This is a genomic window from Streptomyces sp. NPDC005492, from assembly GCF_040605995.1.
Taxonomy (GTDB): domain Bacteria; phylum Actinomycetota; class Actinomycetes; order Streptomycetales; family Streptomycetaceae; genus Streptomyces.
In genome coordinates this window covers 87165-103095 of record NZ_JBEXDX010000018.1, presented here as the reverse complement: position 1 = coordinate 103095, position 15931 = coordinate 87165, and the positions used below count along the sequence as shown (strand labels likewise).

Here is a 15931-nt window from a genome sequence, read left to right as displayed (position 1 = left end):
GCCGTCATGACCTCCTCGTGCTCCGTCCCCCGGCTGGTCATCGCCGCGCCGGCCTCCGGCAGCGGCAAGACCACCGTCGCCACCGGGTTGATGGCCGCGTTCGCCGCGCGGGGGCTCGCCGTGTCTCCGCACAAGGTCGGGCCGGACTACATCGACCCCGGGTATCACGCGCTCGCCACCGGGCGCGTGGGGCGGAACCTCGACGCGTATCTGTGCGGGCCGGAGTTGGTCGGTCCGCTGTTCGCGCATGGTGCGCGCGGGCGTGATCTCGCCGTCGTCGAGGGTGTGATGGGGATGTACGACGGGGCCGCGGGGGAAGGGGAGTTGGCGTCCACGGCCCATGTGGCGAAGTTGCTGCGGGCGCCGGTCGTGCTGGTCGTCGACGCGTCCTCGCAGTCACGGTCCGTCGCCGCGCTGGTGCACGGGTTCGCGTCCTGGGATCCGGAGGTCCGGGTCGGGGGCGTGATCCTCAACAAAGTGGCGTCCGATCGGCACGAGTCGCTGTTGCGGGAGGCGTTGGACGCTGCCGGGGTGCCGGTGCTCGGTGTGCTGCGGCGGGCGCCGCAGGTGGATACGCCGTCCCGGCATCTGGGGTTGGTGCCGGTTGCCGAGCGGCAGGTTGCGGCGGTGGAGGCTGTCGCGGCGATGGGTGCACAGGTCGACGCCGGGTGTGATCTTGAGGGGTTGCTTGCGCTGGCGCGCGGTGCGGGGGCGTTGTCGTGTGGGGCTTGGGATGCGGGTGAGGTCCTGGGGGTTGAGAACGCCGGGCCTCGTCCGATTGTCGCCATCGCCGGTGGCCCCGCCTTCACCTTCTCCTACGCCGAACACACCGAACTCCTCACCGCCGCCGGCGCCGAAGTCGTCGTGTTCGATCCGCTCCGTGATGAGCAACTGCCGGACAGGACAACGGGGTTGGTCATCGGGGGCGGGTTCCCGGAGGTGTACGCCGCCGAGTTGTCCGCAAACGAGCCACTACGCAAAGCCGTCGCGGCGCTCGCGGAGAGTGGCGCGCCCGTGGCCGCCGAGTGTGCCGGACTGCTGTATCTGTGCCGGGAGTTGGACGGGCGGCCGATGTGCGGGGTGCTGGATGCCACCGCGCGGATGAGTGAGCGGCTGACTCTGGGCTATCGGGATGCCGTCGCGCTGAGCGACAGTGTGCTGGCCGTGGCGGGGACGCGGATGCGTGGACACGAGTTTCATCGGACCGTCGTCGAGCCCGGCTCGGGGGCGGCTCCCGCCTGGGGGGTTCGCGCCCCTGACCGGCGGGTCGAAGGTTTCGTACAACAGGGTGTGCACGCGAGTTATCTGCACACGCACTGGGCGGCCGAGCCCGGTGTGGCCCGTCGGTTCGTGGAGAGGTGCCGGACGTCATGAGCAGCAGCAGGTTGATCGGAGTCGGGGTGGGTCCCGGGGATCCGGAGCTGGTGACCGTCAAGGGCGTCAACGCTCTTCGAGCCGCCGATGTCGTCGTCGTACCCGTGATGGACAGTGGTGAGCGGGGGCGGGCCGAGGCCACCGTGCTGCACTACGTGCCCGAGGAGAAGGTGCTGCGGGTCGTGTTTGCGCTGAACGAGCGGAGCGACCGGGCGCGGCGGGAGGCCGCCTGGGATGCCGCCGGGGCGAAGGTCGTCCAACTGCTCGGGAGTCATCGTGTCGTCGCCTTCGCGACCATCGGGGATCCGAACGTCTACTCCACCTTCACCTATCTCGCCCTGACCATCGGCGAGTTGGTGCCGGGGGTCGTCGTCGAGACGGTGCCCGGGATCACCGCGATGCAGGATCTCGCCGCGCGTTCCGGGGCCGTACTCACGGAGGGGACCGAGCCGTTGACGCTCGTGCCCGTGACCGCGGGGGCCGCGGTGCTCAAGGACGCGCTGGCCGGGCCGGGGACGGTCGTGGCGTACAAGTTCGGGCGGCAGGCGGCGGAGGTCGCCGAGGCGTTGCGGGAGACCGGGCGGATCGAGGACGCGGTGTGGGGGTCGGCGCTCGGGCTGGCCGAGGAGTCGATCCGGCCGGCCGCCGAGCTGGGCGGGGAGCCGTTGCCGTATCTGTCGACGCTGATCGCGCCCGCGCGGCGCGAGGGCGGGCGGGGCGGGAAACTGTGACGCCCGGAAAATCAGGCCGCGAGGCCGACCACCAGCCAGATGAACGCCGCTCCGGCGACCGTGCAGAGCAGGGTCGCGGGCGCGGGGTGTTCGTGGTGGGCCTCGGGGAGGATCTCGGCGGCGGCGAGGTAGAGGAGCACGCCTCCGAAGAAGCCGAGATAGCCGCCGAGCAGCGCCTCGGGGATGGTCAGGAACGCCGTCGATGCGGCGCCTGCCACCGGGGCCGCCGCGTCCGCGACCAGCATCGCGATGGCCTTGCGGCGGGCGTTGCCGTACAGGCTGGTGATCGTGTACGTGTTGAAGCCGTCCGCGAAGTCGTGGGCTACGACCGCGAGCGCGACCGCCGTGCCCATGCCGCCGCCCACCTGGAAGGCGGCGCCGATCGCCACGCCGTCCATGAAGCTGTGGCCGACCATCGCGGCGGCCGCCGTGAGGCCCACCTCGGGCGCCCGGCCGTTGCTCTCCTCGGCTCCGTGCGAGGCCTGGCGGGCGGCGAGCAGACGTTCGACCAGATGGGCCACGAGGAAACCGGCCACGAAGAGCAGCAGGGCGGCCGGTACGCCGAAGACCTCGCGGCCCGCCGCGCGCAGCGCCTCCGGCAGCAGGTCGAGGCCGACCACACCCAGCATCAGGCCGCCGGCCAGGCCCAGGACGAGATGGCGGCGGTCGGTCACGCGCTGTGCCGTCCAGCCGCCGGCCAGCGTCATCAGGAACGCGCCGAGCGCGACGAAGACCGCCATAGTCCCCTTGCTATCCGATCAACCCCTGTTCGCGCACATCCTGGCTCACTTCACCCCCATTCGCATTGACGTTCCCCACGTTCCCCAGTCTCCGCACGCTCCTTATGTTCTGTTCGAGAGGATCCGACCCCATGGCCGATACCGATGCCGACTCCCCCACCGGCAAGGTGACCTTCGTCGGTGCCGGCCCCGGCGCCGCCGACCTGCTGACGTTCCGGGCCGCGCGGGCGATCGCCGAAGCCGATGTCGTGATCTGGGCGGCCAGCCTGGTCCAGGCCGAGGTCCTCGACCACGCGCGCGAGGGCGCCGAGATCCTGGACTCGGCGACGATGTCCCTGGAGGACGTCGTCGCCGTGTACGAGCGGGCCCGGAGCGAGGGGCTGCGGGTGGCGCGCATCCACTCCGGCGATCCGGCGCTGTGGGGCGGCACCCAGGAGCAGCTGGACCGGTGTGCGGAGATCGGGATCGCGACCGAGATCGTGCCCGGTGTCTCCGCGTTCTCCGCCGTGGCCGCCCTCGCGCAGCGCGAGCTGACGATCCCCGAGGTCGCGCAGTCCGTCGTGCTGACCCGGCTCGGTGGCGGCAAGACCCCGATGCCGCCCGGGGAGGAGGTGCGGGAGTTCGCGCGCCACGGCACGACCATGGCGATCTTCCTGTCGGCCGCCCGCAGCGGGCAGTTGGTGCGGGAGCTGCTGGAGGGCGGCTATCCGACCGACACCCCGGTCGTCGTCGCCTACCAGGCGACCTGGCCGGAGGAGCTGATCGTGCGGTGCACGGTCGGCACGCTGGAGGAGACGGTCAAGGAGCACAAGCTCTGGAAGCACACCCTCTTCCTGGTCGGCCCGGCGCTCGACGCGCACGGCACCCGCTCGCACCTCTACCACCCGGGCCATTTCCACGGCTACCGCAAGGCCGACCCTCAGGCCCGGAGGGCGCTGCGGTCGCGGGGTGCGAGCACGTGATCACGGTCGTCGGTACGGGGACGGGCGCGCCGGTCGCGGACGACGTGCTCGCCGGTGCCCGCCTGGTCGTGGGCGGGCGGCGCCACCTGGCCGCCGTCGCGGTCCCGGAGGGCGCCGAGCAGGTCGTCCTCGGTCCGCTGGCGCCTGCCCTGGACACCATCGAGACGTACGTCGACAAAGGCGAGCCGGTCGTCGTGCTGGCCTCCGGGGATCCCGGGTTCTTCGGGATCGTACGGGTGCTGGCGGAACGGTTCGGCAGTGCCGCGCTCGCCGTCCGGCCCGGTGTCTCCTCCGTCGCGACCGCCTTCGCGCGGCTCGGGCTGACGTGGGACGACGCGGTCGTGGTCAGCGCGCACGGACGCGAGCTGCGTACGGCGGTCAACGTGTGCCGCGCGCATCCCAAGGTCGCCGTGCTGACCGGGCCGGGTGCCGGACCCGCCGAGCTGGGCGCCGCGCTCACCCACCGGACCGACGGGCGGGTCCTCGTCGTCGCGTCCGCGCTGGGCTCCGGGCAGGAACGCGTCGAGCGGGTCACGCCCGCCGAGGCCGTCGCCCGGGACTGGGGTACGGCGGTGAGCGTGGTCCTGTGTCTCGACGAGTCGCGGGGTCCGGGTGCCGTGCGTACGGTCGCCGGGGCCGCCGTAGGGCCCGGCCAATGGGCGTTGGACGAGCGGGAGTTCGAGCACCGGGACTCGATGATCACCAAGTTCGAGGTGCGGGCGCTGGCGCTGGCCCGGCTCGGTCCGCGCCTGGGCGAACTGGTCTGGGACGTCGGTTCGGGCTCCGGGTCCGTGGCCGTCGAGTGCGCCCGGCTCGGCGCCGCCGTCACCGCCGTCGAGAAGACCCGGGACGGCGTCGAGCGGATCCGTGCCAACGCCGAGGCGCACGGCGTCGATGTGCACACCGTGCACGGGGCGGCGCCGACCGTGCTGTCCGATCTCGACGACCCCGACGCCGTGTTCGTCGGCGGCGGCGGGAGCGAACTGCCCGCCATCGTCACCGCGTGCGCCCGGCGGGCCCGGCGGACCGTGGTGGTCGCGATGGCCGCGCTGGACCGGGTGCCGGCGGTCCGCGAGGCGCTCGGCGGTGCCGGGTTCGCGGTCGACGGGGTGCTGTTGCAGTCGTCCCGGCTCGCGCCGCTGCCGGGGGACGTGACCCGGCTGGCGGCGACCAATCCCGTTTTCCTGCTGTGGGGCGTCCGTCCCCCGGCATCTGCTGAAGGAGTTGCACAGTGATCGGCCTCATCTCCGCCACCGCGGCGGGAGCGACGGCGCGGGACCAACTGGCCGCCGCGTGGCCGGACCGTACGCGCGTGTACGAGGGCCCCGTGGCGGACGCCGTCCGCGCCGCGTTCGCGGAGTGCGAGCAGCTCGTGTGTTTCCTGGCCACGGGTGCCGTCGTACGGCTGATCGCCCCGCTGTTGGACGACAAGCGGACCGACCCGGGGGTCGTGTGCGTCGACGAGGGCGGCCGGTTCGCCGTGTCGCTGGTCGGCGGCCACGGCGGCGGGGCCAATGAACTCGCCGTGCAGGTGGGCGAGTTGCTCGCGGCCGAGCCGGTGGTGACCACGGCCACCGACGCGGTGGGGGTGCCCGGTCTCGACACGCTCGGGTTCCCCGTGGAGGGCGATGTCGCCGGGGTCTCGCGGGCCCTGCTGGACGGTGAACCGGTCGCCCTGGACGCCGAGTTGGCGTGGCCGCTGCCGCCGCTGAAGGTTTCGGACCGTGGCGCTTACGTCGTCCGGGTCACCGATCGCGCGGTCGAGGCCGCCGAGCGGGAGGTCGTGCTGCGGCCGCCGTCCCTCGTGGTCGGGGTGGGCGCGTCCAAGGGGGCGCCGGTGGACGAGGTGCTCGGGCTGATCGAGAGCGCGGTGCGGGACGCGGGGCTGTCGCTCGCCTCCGTCGCCGAACTCGCCACCGTCGACGCCAAGTCGGACGAGCCCGGCATCGTCGAGGCGGCGCGACGGCTCGGGGTGCCGCTACTCACGTACTCCGCCGAGGAGTTGGCGGCCGTGGAGGTGCCCAACCCGTCCGAGGCGCCCCTCGCGGCCGTGGGCACACCGTCCGTGGCGGAGGCCGCCGCGCTGGTGCGGGGCGGCGAACTCCTGGTCCCCAAGCGGAAGTCGGAGCGCGCTGACGGTCAGGCCGCCATGGCGACCTGCGCCGTCGTACGGCGGCTCGCGCGCGGGCGGCTCGCGGTGGTCGGGCTCGGACCCGGAGCCCGGGATCTGCTCACCCCGCGCGCCAAGGCCGAACTCCGGCGCGCCGCCGTGCTGGTGGGGCTCGACCAGTACGTCGACCAGATCCGCGATCTGCTGCGGCCCGGGACACTGGTCCTCGAGTCGGGGCTCGGCGCCGAGGAGGAGCGGGCCCGTACGGCGGTGGCCGAGGCGCGCAAGGGACAGGCCGTCGCGCTGATCGGCAGCGGTGACGCCGGGGTGTACGCGATGGCCTCGCCCGCGCTGGCGGAGGCCTCGGACGACATCGACGTGGTCGGAGTCCCGGGTGTGACGGCCGCGTTGGCCGCCGCCGCGATCCTCGGGGCGCCGCTCGGCCACGACCATGTGTCGATCAGCCTCTCCGATCTGCACACTCCGTGGGAGGTCATCGAACGGCGGGTGCGGGCCGCGGCCGAGGCGGACATCGTGGTGACGTTCTACAACCCGCGCAGCCGGGGCCGCGACTGGCAGCTCCCGAAGGCCCTGGCGATCCTCGCCGAGCACCGGGAGCCGACGACGCCGGTCGGTGTCGTACGGAACGCCTCGCGCCCGGACGGGTCCAGCCGGCTCACCAGCCTCGCCGCGCTCGACCCGGCGACGGTCGACATGATGACGGTCGTGACCGTGGGCAACACGGCGACCCGGGACATCGCCGGGCGCATGGTGACACCGCGCGGCTACCGCTGGCAGGAGGCCTCCGAGTGAACCGAGTCGTCCACCCGATCGAGGAGGAGTCCTACCGGCGGCTGCGCGCCCGCCTGGACACCTCCCACTTCCCGCCGCTGACCCGAGCGGTCGTGGAGCGGGTCATCCACTCGGCGGCGGATCTGGAGTACGCGACCGATCTCGTCCTGGACGAGGGCGAGTTGGTGAAGGCGCACGCCGCGCTGCATGCCGGGGCTCCGGTGGTCGTGGACGTGGAGATGGTGGGCGCCGGGATCACCCGGCGCGAGACCGTCTGCCGGCTCAGGGACGCCGAGTCCGGGCCGGGACTGACCCGTTCGGCACACGCCATCCGGCTCGCCTACGAGGAGGTCGGCCCCGGCGCCCTCTGGGTGATCGGCAACGCGCCGACCGCCCTGGAGGAGTTGCTGACGCTGGACGCCGCTCCCGCGCTCGTCATCGGGCTGCCCGTCGGCTTCGTCGGCGCGGTCGAGTCCAAGGCCGCGCTGCGCGCGAGCGGGCTGCCCGCCGTGAGCAACGTGTCCGAGAAGGGCGGTTCGGCGGTCGCTGCCGCCGCCCTCAACGCCCTGCTGTACCACCCCACTTCACCGTCCGAGGAGACATCGTGACCACCCCGCCGCCCGCCCTGCTCATCGCCGGACACGGCACCCGGGACGAGGCCGGAGCCGAGGCGTTCCGGTCCTTCGTACGGGAGTTGGGCCGCCGTCATCCCGAACTGCCCGTCGCGGGCGGCTTCATCGAGCTGTCGCCGCCGCCGCTGGGCGAGGCGGTGACCGAGCTGGTGGAGCGCGGGGTGCGCCGGTTCGCCGCCGTACCGCTGATGCTGGTGTCGGCCGGGCACGCCAAGGGGGACATCCCGGCGGCGCTGGCCCGGGAGAAGGAGCGGAACCCGGGGATCTCCTACACGTACGGGCGTCCGCTGGGCCCGCATCCGTCGCTGCTGAAGGTGCTGGAGCGGCGGCTGGACGAGGCGCTCGGCGAGTCGGCGCGGACACCCGCCGACCGGGCCGATGTGACCGTGCTCCTTGTGGGGCGTGGGTCGACGGACCCGGACGCCAACGCCGAGGTGCACAAGGCGGCGCGGTTGCTGTGGGAGGGACGCGGGTACGCGGGTGTGGAGCCGGCGTTCGTGTCGCTGGCGGCGCCGGACGTGCCGAGCGGTCTGGACCGGTGTGTGAAGCTGGGTGCGCGGCGGATCGTGGTGCTGCCGTACTTCCTGTTCACGGGCATCCTGCCGGAGCGGGTACGGCAGCAGACGGAGGACTGGGCGGCGGCACACCCGGAGACAGAGGTACGGTCGGCCGAAGTCATCGGTCCGGAGCCGGAGTTGCTCGACCTGGTGATGGAGCGTTACCGGGAGGCGGTCAAGGGTGATCTGCGGATGAACTGCGACTCGTGCGTGTACCGGATCGCGCTGCCCGGATTCGAGGACAAGGTGGGGATGCCGCAGCAGCCGCACTTCCACCCGGACGACGACGGCCACGACGGTCACCACCACGGGCATCACCATCACGGTGGGCACGCCCATGCACACTGACAGAGCCCACGACCTGCGGCACCACGGCGACGCCGAAGTCCGGGACGACGGCGCCCGGTTGACCGACCTCGCGGTGAACGTCCGCTCGGACACCCCGCCGGTCTGGTTGCGCGAGCGGATAGCCGCGTCGCTGACCGGCCTCGCCGCCTACCCGGACGGACGGGCGGCGCGGGCGGCGGTCGCGGCACGGCACGGGCTGCCGGTGGAGCGGGTCCTGCTGACGGCGGGCGCGGCCGAGGCCTTCGTGCTGCTGGCCCGGGCCCTGAAGGCCCGTCAGCCGGTGGTCGTGCACCCGCAGTTCACGGAGCCGGAGGCGGCGCTGCGGGACGCGGGGCACTCGGTGGAGCGGGTGCTGCTGCGGGAGGCGGACGGCTTCCGGCTGACCCCCGAGGCCGTACCCGAGGACGCCGACCTGGTGCTGATCGGCAACCCCACGAACCCGACGTCGGTCCTCCATCCCGCCGCGGCCATCGCCCGACTCGCCCGTCCCGGGCGGACGTTGGTGGTCGACGAGGCGTTCATGGACGCGGTGCCGGGCGAGCGCGAGGCCCTCGCGGGCCGCACCGACGTCCCCGGTCTCGTGGTCCTGCGCAGCCTCACCAAGACCTGGGGCCTGGCGGGGCTGCGGATCGGCTACGTCCTGGCCGACCCGGAGACGATCGGCGCACTGGAACGGGCCCAGCCCCTGTGGCCGGTGTCCACGCCCGCGCTCGCCGCGGCGGAGGCGTGCATGGAACCGCAGGCCCTCGCGGAGGCCGCCCATGCCGCCCACCGCATCGCCGCCGACCGCGCCCATCTCGTCGCCGGGCTCACCGAGTTCGCCCCCGACGGACTCCGGGTCATGGAGCCCGCCGAGGGCCCCTTCGTCCTCGTCCGCGTCCCCCATGCCCTCGCCGTCCGCCGCCATCTGCGCGACCTCGGCTTCGCCGTCCGGCGTGGGGACACGTTTCCGGGGCTGGACGAGGAGTGGCTGCGGCTGGCGGTCCGGGACCGGACGACGGTCAACCGGTTCTTGCAGGCGTTGGATCAGGCGGTGACGTTGGTGGGGCGCTGAGGAGACCCGGGCCTCAGCCCCGTCGGCGCGCCACCACGACCGCTCCCCCGCCGAGCACCAGCAACGCCACCGCCCCGCCCGCGATGTACGGGGTCATGGAGCCGCCTCCGGTCTCCGCCAGCCCCTCCTGTGCCGGGGCGCCCTGCGGCTTCACGTCGGCGGCGGGGTCGGCGGACGGCGGTGCCGAGGCGGCCTCGGGTGCCTCGCAGGTCGCCTGCGCGAGCGTGACCGTGCCCTCCACGTCGGCCACGTTCAGCTTCAACGGGTTGACGGAGACCTTGAGTTCGAGCGCGGTCGCGGCGGCCGTACGGGATGTGGTCGTGGTCTTGGAGAGGTCGAGGCGGACCGAACCGACCCCCGGTACGGCGACCTCCGTGGGACCAGTGGCGGTCACCGTGGTCCGCTTGCCGAGCACCGTCACGGCCCCCGGCAGATGCGACGTGGCGACCGGCGCCTTCCCCGCCTCGCAGGTCGCCGTCGAGGTGACCGCGTCGATCTCGATCAGCGAGAGCAGCGGCAAGCCGGGGACGTGCAGCCGGGCGTGGGCGAGGTTCGTGTAGCCCTCGGCCTTCGTGTCGGAGACGGTCGCCCTGGCCGTGGCGACGTCCGCGCCGAGCACACTGAAGGGCCGGCCGCCGTTCACGCCGTCCAACTGGGCGGTGAGCGCGGTCTTTTCGGCACTCTGCGGGGCCTGGACCTCGTTGAGGGAGACCGCGAGCGGGACGTCCACGCTCTTGTTGAGCAGGGACACGTCGAGCCCGGTGCGCAGGACGACGGCGCTCGCGCGACCCTGGTCGGTGGTCGCGTGGGCAGAGCCCGCGCCGGCCAGTGTCGCGGGTCCGGCGGCGAGGGCGGTGGCCGTGGCGACGGTGGCCCAACGGCGTGCGGGCATGCGGAAGTTGGTGCCGTTCAAGGTGTGGGACCCCCAGAAGAGACATGCTTGGGACCCGGTAAGAATTACCCACGAAGGGTGAACCGTCAGCGTTCCCGCGCCACTTCACCCCATCGTGGGTTTTCCGTGAACGTATTCGAATCGGTTGACGACTATTCGACCACCAGCCCGTTCAGCACCACCCGTCGCGGTGATGCCAGGACGCGTACATCGGCGCGCGGGTCCGTCTCGTACACGACGAAGTCCGCCGGTGCGCCCTCCTCCAGGCCGGGGCGCCCGAGCCACCGCCGCGCGCCCCACGAGGCGGCCGACAGCGCCTCCACGGCGGGGATGCCCGCGGTGACCAGTTCGGCGACCTCGGCCGCCACAAGACCGTGGGCCAGCGAACCCCCGGCGTCCGTGCCGACGTACACCGGGATGCCCGCGTCGTAGGCGGCGCGCACGGTGTCGTATCGCCGTTCGTGGAGCCGGAGCATATGGGCGGACCAGCTCGGGTACTTGGCCTCGCCACCGGCGGCGAGGGCCGGGAAGGTGGCGATGTTGACGAGCGTCGGGACGATCGCCACGCCCCGCGAGGCGAACAGCGGGATCAGGTCCTCCGTGAGACCGGTCGCGTGCTCGATGCAGTCGATGCCCGCCTCGACCAGGTCGCGCAGCGCGGCCTCGGCGAAGCAGTGCGCGGTGACGCGGGCGCCGAGCCGGTGGGCCTCGGCGATGGCCGCCTCCACCGCCTCGCGCGGCCAGCAGGCGGACAGGTCGCCGAGGTCGCGGTCGATCCAGTCGCCGACCAACTTGACCCAGCCGTCGCCGCGCCCGGCCTCCTGGCCGACGTACGCGACGAGTTCGTCGGGTTCGATCTCGTGGGCGAAGTTGCGGATGTAGCGGCGGGTGCGGGCGATGTGCCTGCCGGCCCGGACGATCTTCGGGAGGTCCTCGCGGTCGTCGATCCAGCGGGTGTCGGACGGCGAGCCCGCGTCGCGCAGCAGCAGGGCACCGGCGCCGCGGTCGGTGAGAGCCTGCTTCTCGGCCGTGTCCGCGTCGACCGGGCCGTGGGTGCCGAGGCCCACATGGCAGTGGGCGTCGACGAGGCCGGGCAGCGCCCAGCCCTCGACCGTACGGATGTCGCGTCCGAGGGTCGGGCGGTCGTAGGAGACGCGGCCGTCGATCACCCAGAGTTCGTCGCGGATCTCGTCCTCGGCCGGGCCGGCGAGGACCCGTCCCTTCATGTGCAGCACGGGCTGGTCACTCATGCACCGCACCTTAGTCAAGCCGCTCCGGGGGCTCTTCCTCCACCTCCGCCATCGCGGGGTCGAGAAGCCGGGAGAGGAAGTGGCGGGTGCGCTCGTGCTGCGGGTCGCCGATGACCCGGGCGGGGGTTCCGTCCTCGACGACGACACCGCCGTCCATGAAGACGACGCGGTCGGCGACCTCGCGCGCGAAGGTCATCTCGTGGGTGACGACCATCATGGTCATGCCCTCGTTCGCGAGCATCCGCATGACGGCGAGGACGTCCCCCACCAGCTCCGGGTCGAGTGCGGAGGTCGGTTCGTCGAAGAGCATCACGTCGGGGCCCATCGCCAACGCCCTGGCGATCGCGACGCGTTGCTGCTGTCCGCCGGAGAGGGAGGCGGGGTAGGCGTCGGCCTTCTCCGACAGGCCGACACGGCGCAGGTTCTCGGCGGCCACCTTCTCGGCCGCCGCCTTGTCCCGGCGTAGGACGCGGCGTTGGGGCAGCGTGAGGTTCTCGGTGACGGACAGGTGCGGGAAGAGGTTGAACTGCTGGAAGACCATGCCGATACGGCGGCGTACGGCGTCGATGTCGACATCGGGGTCGGTGACTTCGGTGCCACCGACGAACACCCGCCCCTCGGTGGGCACTTCGAGCAGGTTCACACAGCGCAGCAGGGTCGACTTGCCCGAGCCGGAGGGGCCGATGACGCACACGACCTCGCCCTGTCCGATCTCCAGGTCGATGCCGCGCAGCACCTCGTTGTCGCCGAACGACTTGTGCAGGCCGCGGACCTGGATCTCGGGCCGGGGGCTCGCGTTCATCGGACGGCCTCCCCCGTCTTCGTCTCCATGCGGCGCACCACGAAGCTCAGCGGGATCGTGACGAGGAGGTAGCACAGGCCCGCGACCAGGATCGGGGTGGAGTTGGCGGTCGTACTGGCCAGGTCCCGGCCGTATTTGGAGAGTTCGCGCTCCTCCAGGGTGACGCCGAGGAACAGGACCAGGGAGGAGTCCTTGAAGAGGAGGACGAGTTCGTTGGTCAGCGGCGGCAGGATGATCCGGAACGCCTGCGGGACGACGATCGACACCATGGCCCGGGACGGCGAGAAGCCGAGCGAACGGGCCGCCTCCATCTGTCCCTTGGGCACCGCCTGGATGCCGGCGCGGATCGTCTCCGCCATGTACGCGGCCGACACCAGGCCGAGGGCGAGGGCGACCTTGCCGTACGTACCGCCGATGATCTCCGTGCCGGGGAAGGCGAGGGGGACGGCGACGCCGACGAAGATGAAGATGAGCAGGGCGGGCAGGCCGCGGAAGATCTCGATGTAGATCCCGGCGAGCCAGCGGTACGGTCCGACGGACGAGAGCCGCATCAGCGCGACGACCATGCCGAGGACCAGCCCGAAGACGAAGCCGGACAGGGTGTAGAGCACGGTGTTCTTCAACGCCATGGTGATGACGTCCGGGAACATCTGCCGGGCGATGCTCCCCTGTGCGAACTGGTTCTTCAGGCGGCCCCAGTCGGCGGTGACCGCGAAGGCGATCACGGCGCCGAGAAACACGGCGTACTGAACTCCCCTGGACAGCCTGCGCCGTTGACGACGCGTCAGACCCTTTGCCTTCGGCTGGAGTTCCAGCTCGGTCATGAGGCGGAGGGCGAGGCGGCGGTGGCGTCGTACGGGCCGATCCACTTCTCGTACAGCTTCTTGTACGTGCCGTCGGCCTTCGCGTCCTTGATGGCCTTGTTGATGGCCGCGAGGAGTTTCGTGTTCCCCTTCTTGACCGTGAAGCCGTACTGCTCACCGGTGTTGAGGTTGTCGACGACCTTGAAGGCGTCGGCGTTGGCCTTGGTCTTCAACCACCCTTGTACGACGGGGTAGTCGATGATGACGGCCTGGACCTGGCCGGTGCGCAGGCCGTTGAGGACGGCGTCGGAGGACTCGAAGGAGACGGGGTCGAAGCCCTTGCTCTTCGCGTAGTCCTCGCCGGTGGTCTGCGCCTGGGCGCCGAGCTTCTTGCCCTTGGCCTTGACGTCGGCGAGCGAGGTCAGGCCGCTCTTCCTGTCGACGAGGACGGCCTGGGTGGCGTTGAAGTAGGGGTCGGAGAAGTCGACGTTCTTCTTGCGCTCGGCGGTGATGGTCATGCCTGCGGCGGCGAGGTCGCACTCGCCGGCGTTGAGGAAGGCGCCGGTCTTGAAGTTCTCGAACGGGGTGTCGAGGATCTGCTGCTTCACCCCGAGGTCCTTGGCGACGATGTCGATGAGGGAGACGTCGAAGCCCTGCACCTTGCCGTCGATCTCGGACTGGAAGGGCGGGTAGGGCAGGTGGGTGCAGGTGGTGAGCTGCCCCGCCTTGACGAGTTCGACGCCACCGGCGGCGGTCTTCGAACCGCTGCCGCCGCTGTCGCTCGACGTGCAGCCGGCCACGAGGACGAGTGCGGTCGTCGCGGTGGTGGCGGCCAGGGTGCGGGTGCGGCGGCCGAGGAGCGTGTTCACGGAGGCCTCCTGTGACGGAACTGTGGCTTCCGATTATTCGGAGGGGCGGGGCGACGCGCTCGTGGGGAGGTGTGGGGCAGGGGGCCGTACGGGCTAAGGAGTCGCCGGTCGGAGGGGTACGGAGGGCAGTGGGGGCCGCCGGTTACGCTCGTTCCCATCGGTTCCTGGGACACCTTCTTGCCCCCGCGAGTGAAAGAGCACCGCCGTGACGCACCCCTTCCTCGACCTGGCCCCGCTGAGCGCCGCGCACTTCGCCTCGATCGAGGACCGGGTGGCCCGGTTGCTCGGCACCGAGCAGGATGTCGTGATCATGCAGGGCGAGGCGCTGCTTCCGTTGGAGGGCGCGATCCGTTCGACGGCGGGGCCGGGGACGGTCGCCCTGAACGTCATCACCGGCCCCTACGGGCAGACCTTCGGGAACTGGCTGCGGGACTGCGGCGCCGAGGTGATCGATCTCGCCGTGCCCTTCCACACGGCGGTCACCGCGGACCAGATCCGGGAAGCCTTCACCGAGCGCCCGGACATCGACTTCGTGTCCCTGGTCCACGCGGAGGCGGCGACCGGCAACACCAACCCGGTCGCGGAGATCGGCGAGATGGTGCGCGCGCACGGCGCCCTCTTCTACCTCGACGCCGTGGCCTCCATCGGCGCGGAGCCGGTTCTGCCGGACGCGTGGGGTGTCGACCTGTGCGTGATCGGGGCGCAGAAGGCGATGGGCGGTCCGGCTGGTGTGTCAGCGGTGTCGGTGAGCGAGCGAGCGTGGTCGCGGATGGCCGCGAACCCCGGCGCTCCCCGCCGCTCCTACCTCTCCCTCCTCGACTGGAAGGCCCGCTGGACCGACGCGGGCCGCACGACCCTCCCGCATGCCCCGGCCCAACTGGAGATGCTGGCCCTGGAGGCCTGCCTCGAACGCATCGAGTCGGAGGGCCTGACCACAGTGATGCACCGCCACGCGACGGCCGCGGCGGCAACCCGGGCAGGCGCCCTGTCCCTGGGCGGCGGCCTCGAACCGTACGTCCACTCCGCGACCGAGGCCGCCCCCGTCGCCACGACCCTCAGGACCCCACCGGGCATCATCGCCTCGGACCTGGTGGCCACGGCCCTGAAGTCGAACCCCGCCCTGCCCCTGGCCGCGGGCGGCGGAGCCCTGGCCAAGGAGATGGTCCGGGTCAACCACTACGGGGTCGACGCGACGGCGGAAGCGGTACAGAACTCATTGGCCGCGCTGGGCACTGCGCTGGCCGAGCAGGGGGTGTCGGTGGACGGGGAAGGTGCGCGGCGGGCCGTAGAAGGAGCGTGGCGGTAACTCACGCCTGGCCGGCCGGGGCTGCCTACGCTGACCGCATGACTGCGACTCTCCCCGACGGCCGCCCCGCCCCCCTCATGACCGGCGCCGAGCGCCCCATGCTCGAAAGCTGGCTCGCCTTTCATCGCGCCACGCTGGAGATGAAGTGCGCCGGCCTGGATGACACACAGGTGCGGCGCGCGGCGGCCGAGCCCTCCTCGCTGACGCTACTCGGCCTGGTCCAGCACCTCGCCGCGGTCGAACGGAACTGGTTCCAGCGGGTGTTCGGGCTCGAACTGCCGCCGGTGTACGACACCGAGGACGGGTACGCCCTCGTCCCCGGGCGCGGCATCGAGGAGGCGTTGACCGTGTGGCGCCGAGAGATCGCACGCGGGCAGGAGCGCTGCGCCGGAATGGCGCTGGACGAGCTCGGGCGGATTCCGGTCGGGCCCATGGCCGGGGCCGAAGTCAGTCTGCGGTGGGTGCTTATTCACATGGTTGAGGAGTATGCGCGGCACAACGGTCACGCCGATATCTTGCGGGAGAATATCGACGGACTCACCGGGGCTTAATTCGGATGTAATTCCAAGTTTCTTCTGCCCGGTTTTCGCGCGCCTAAACGCAAATAATTCGCGTAGATCTCGTGAGGGTTACACCCCTGTGACCCGTTACACAGGGCACCCGATTTGCACCTTATTAGCCGCACAAACCAGTACATCTCTCACGCACA

At 71.8% G+C, this 15931-nt stretch carries 16 protein-coding genes; 10 read left to right on the top strand and 6 right to left on the bottom strand.

From position 1 onward, the window contains the following. Nucleotides 1-6 precede the first annotated feature (6 nt). Together ABZT04_RS24285 and cobI are read left to right on the top strand one after the other, a co-directional pair. Entirely contained in the window at nt 7-1374 is a 1368-nt protein-coding gene (locus tag ABZT04_RS24285) for a cobyrinate a,c-diamide synthase (protein WP_356059065.1), read from the top strand. Further along, nucleotides 1359-2105: a precorrin-2 C(20)-methyltransferase gene (cobI, locus tag ABZT04_RS24280; RefSeq protein ID WP_356059064.1), complete on the top strand. Its 747-nt coding sequence runs from the start codon at nt 1359-1361 to the stop codon at nt 2103-2105. The genes ABZT04_RS24285 and cobI overlap by 16 nt, the downstream gene beginning before the upstream one ends. 11 nt (nt 2106-2116) lie before the next feature. On the opposite strand, the gene ABZT04_RS24275 is transcribed toward cobI, so the two are convergent. Next, the gene (locus ABZT04_RS24275; protein ID WP_356059063.1) at nt 2117-2845 is read right to left on the bottom strand and encodes a ZIP family metal transporter; all 729 of its coding nucleotides are present in this window, start codon (nt 2843-2845) and stop codon (nt 2117-2119) included. A gap of 131 nt (nt 2846-2976) precedes the next feature. Between ABZT04_RS24275 and cobM the strand changes: the two genes are divergently transcribed. Genes cobM through cobC form a run of 6 tightly spaced genes read left to right on the top strand, consistent with a single transcriptional unit; the run spans nt 2977 to nt 9300 of the window. Continuing rightward, nucleotides 2977-3807 carry a precorrin-4 C(11)-methyltransferase gene (cobM, locus tag ABZT04_RS24270; protein WP_356059062.1) on the top strand — a complete coding sequence of 277 codons (831 nt, stop codon included), beginning with the start codon at nt 2977-2979 and terminating at the stop codon, nt 3805-3807. Further along, nucleotides 3804-5042, top strand: a complete 1239-nt coding sequence (cbiE, locus tag ABZT04_RS24265; RefSeq protein ID WP_356059061.1) for a precorrin-6y C5,15-methyltransferase (decarboxylating) subunit CbiE — start codon at nt 3804-3806, stop codon at nt 5040-5042. The genes cobM and cbiE overlap by 4 nt, the downstream gene beginning before the upstream one ends. Next, complete coding sequence (gene cobJ / locus ABZT04_RS24260; protein WP_356059060.1) at nt 5039-6730, top strand: precorrin-3B C(17)-methyltransferase; 1692 nt, start codon at nt 5039-5041, stop codon at nt 6728-6730. Before cbiE ends, cobJ begins: the two co-directional genes overlap by 4 nt. Beyond that, nucleotides 6727-7317, top strand: coding sequence for a precorrin-8X methylmutase (locus tag ABZT04_RS24255; protein WP_356059059.1), 591 nt, complete (start codon nt 6727-6729; stop codon nt 7315-7317). Before cobJ ends, ABZT04_RS24255 begins: the two co-directional genes overlap by 4 nt. Beyond that, nucleotides 7314-8246 (top strand): sirohydrochlorin chelatase, encoded by a 933-nt coding sequence (locus tag ABZT04_RS24250; protein ID WP_356059058.1) that lies wholly within the window; start codon nt 7314-7316, stop codon nt 8244-8246. Before ABZT04_RS24255 ends, ABZT04_RS24250 begins: the two co-directional genes overlap by 4 nt. After that, complete coding sequence (cobC, locus tag ABZT04_RS24245) at nt 8236-9300, top strand: Rv2231c family pyridoxal phosphate-dependent protein CobC (RefSeq protein WP_356059057.1); 1065 nt, start codon at nt 8236-8238, stop codon at nt 9298-9300. Before ABZT04_RS24250 ends, cobC begins: the two co-directional genes overlap by 11 nt. Nucleotides 9301-9313: 13 nt before the next feature. Here the strand turns inward: cobC and ABZT04_RS24240 are convergent, their stop codons facing one another. From ABZT04_RS24240 to ABZT04_RS24220, 5 genes are all read right to left on the bottom strand, one after another. Then, the gene (locus tag ABZT04_RS24240) at nt 9314-10213 is read right to left on the bottom strand and encodes an SCO1860 family LAETG-anchored protein (RefSeq protein ID WP_356059056.1); all 900 of its coding nucleotides are present in this window, start codon (nt 10211-10213) and stop codon (nt 9314-9316) included. A gap of 131 nt (nt 10214-10344) precedes the next feature. Further along, the gene (locus ABZT04_RS24235) at nt 10345-11442 is read right to left on the bottom strand and encodes an amidohydrolase family protein (protein ID WP_356059055.1); all 1098 of its coding nucleotides are present in this window, start codon (nt 11440-11442) and stop codon (nt 10345-10347) included. Between the two features lie 10 nt (nt 11443-11452). Continuing rightward, a complete protein-coding gene (locus ABZT04_RS24230) occupies nt 11453-12244 on the bottom strand; it encodes an amino acid ABC transporter ATP-binding protein (protein WP_356059054.1) in 792 nt (263 codons plus the stop codon). Further along, nucleotides 12241-13068: an amino acid ABC transporter permease gene (locus tag ABZT04_RS24225; protein WP_356059053.1), complete on the bottom strand. Its 828-nt coding sequence runs from the start codon at nt 13066-13068 to the stop codon at nt 12241-12243. The genes ABZT04_RS24230 and ABZT04_RS24225 overlap by 4 nt, the downstream gene beginning before the upstream one ends. After that, entirely contained in the window at nt 13065-13916 is an 852-nt protein-coding gene (locus tag ABZT04_RS24220) for a transporter substrate-binding domain-containing protein (protein ID WP_356059052.1), read from the bottom strand. Before ABZT04_RS24220 ends, ABZT04_RS24225 begins: the two co-directional genes overlap by 4 nt. A gap of 205 nt (nt 13917-14121) precedes the next feature. On the opposite strand from ABZT04_RS24220, the gene ABZT04_RS24215 reads away from it, so the two are divergent. Together ABZT04_RS24215 and ABZT04_RS24210 are read left to right on the top strand one after the other, a co-directional pair. Then, nucleotides 14122-15222, top strand: a complete 1101-nt coding sequence (locus ABZT04_RS24215) for an aminotransferase class V-fold PLP-dependent enzyme (RefSeq protein WP_356059051.1) — start codon at nt 14122-14124, stop codon at nt 15220-15222. Nucleotides 15223-15260: 38 nt separating this feature from the next. Next, nucleotides 15261-15773, top strand: coding sequence for a DinB family protein (locus ABZT04_RS24210; protein ID WP_356059050.1), 513 nt, complete (start codon nt 15261-15263; stop codon nt 15771-15773). The last annotated feature ends 158 nt before the right edge of the window (nt 15774-15931 follow it).

Bases quoted from the DNA above. Each gene is read 5' to 3' on its own strand.
- ABZT04_RS24285 (WP_356059065.1), top strand. From the start codon at position 7: ATGACCTCCTCGTGCTCCGTCCCCCGGCTGGTCATCGCCGCGCCGGCC.
- ABZT04_RS24275 (WP_356059063.1), bottom strand. From the start codon at position 2,845: ATGGCGGTCTTCGTCGCGCTCGGCGCGTTCCTGATGACGCTGGCCGGC.
- cobM (WP_356059062.1), top strand. From the start codon at position 2,977: ATGGCCGATACCGATGCCGACTCCCCCACCGGCAAGGTGACCTTCGTC.
- cobC (WP_356059057.1), top strand. From the start codon at position 8,236: ATGCACACTGACAGAGCCCACGACCTGCGGCACCACGGCGACGCCGAA.
- ABZT04_RS24235 (WP_356059055.1), bottom strand. From the start codon at position 11,442: ATGAGTGACCAGCCCGTGCTGCACATGAAGGGACGGGTCCTCGCCGGC.
- ABZT04_RS24230 (WP_356059054.1), bottom strand. From the start codon at position 12,244: ATGAACGCGAGCCCCCGGCCCGAGATCCAGGTCCGCGGCCTGCACAAG.
- ABZT04_RS24225 (WP_356059053.1), bottom strand. From the start codon at position 13,068: ATGACCGAGCTGGAACTCCAGCCGAAGGCAAAGGGTCTGACGCGTCGT.
- ABZT04_RS24210 (WP_356059050.1), top strand. From the start codon at position 15,261: ATGACTGCGACTCTCCCCGACGGCCGCCCCGCCCCCCTCATGACCGGC.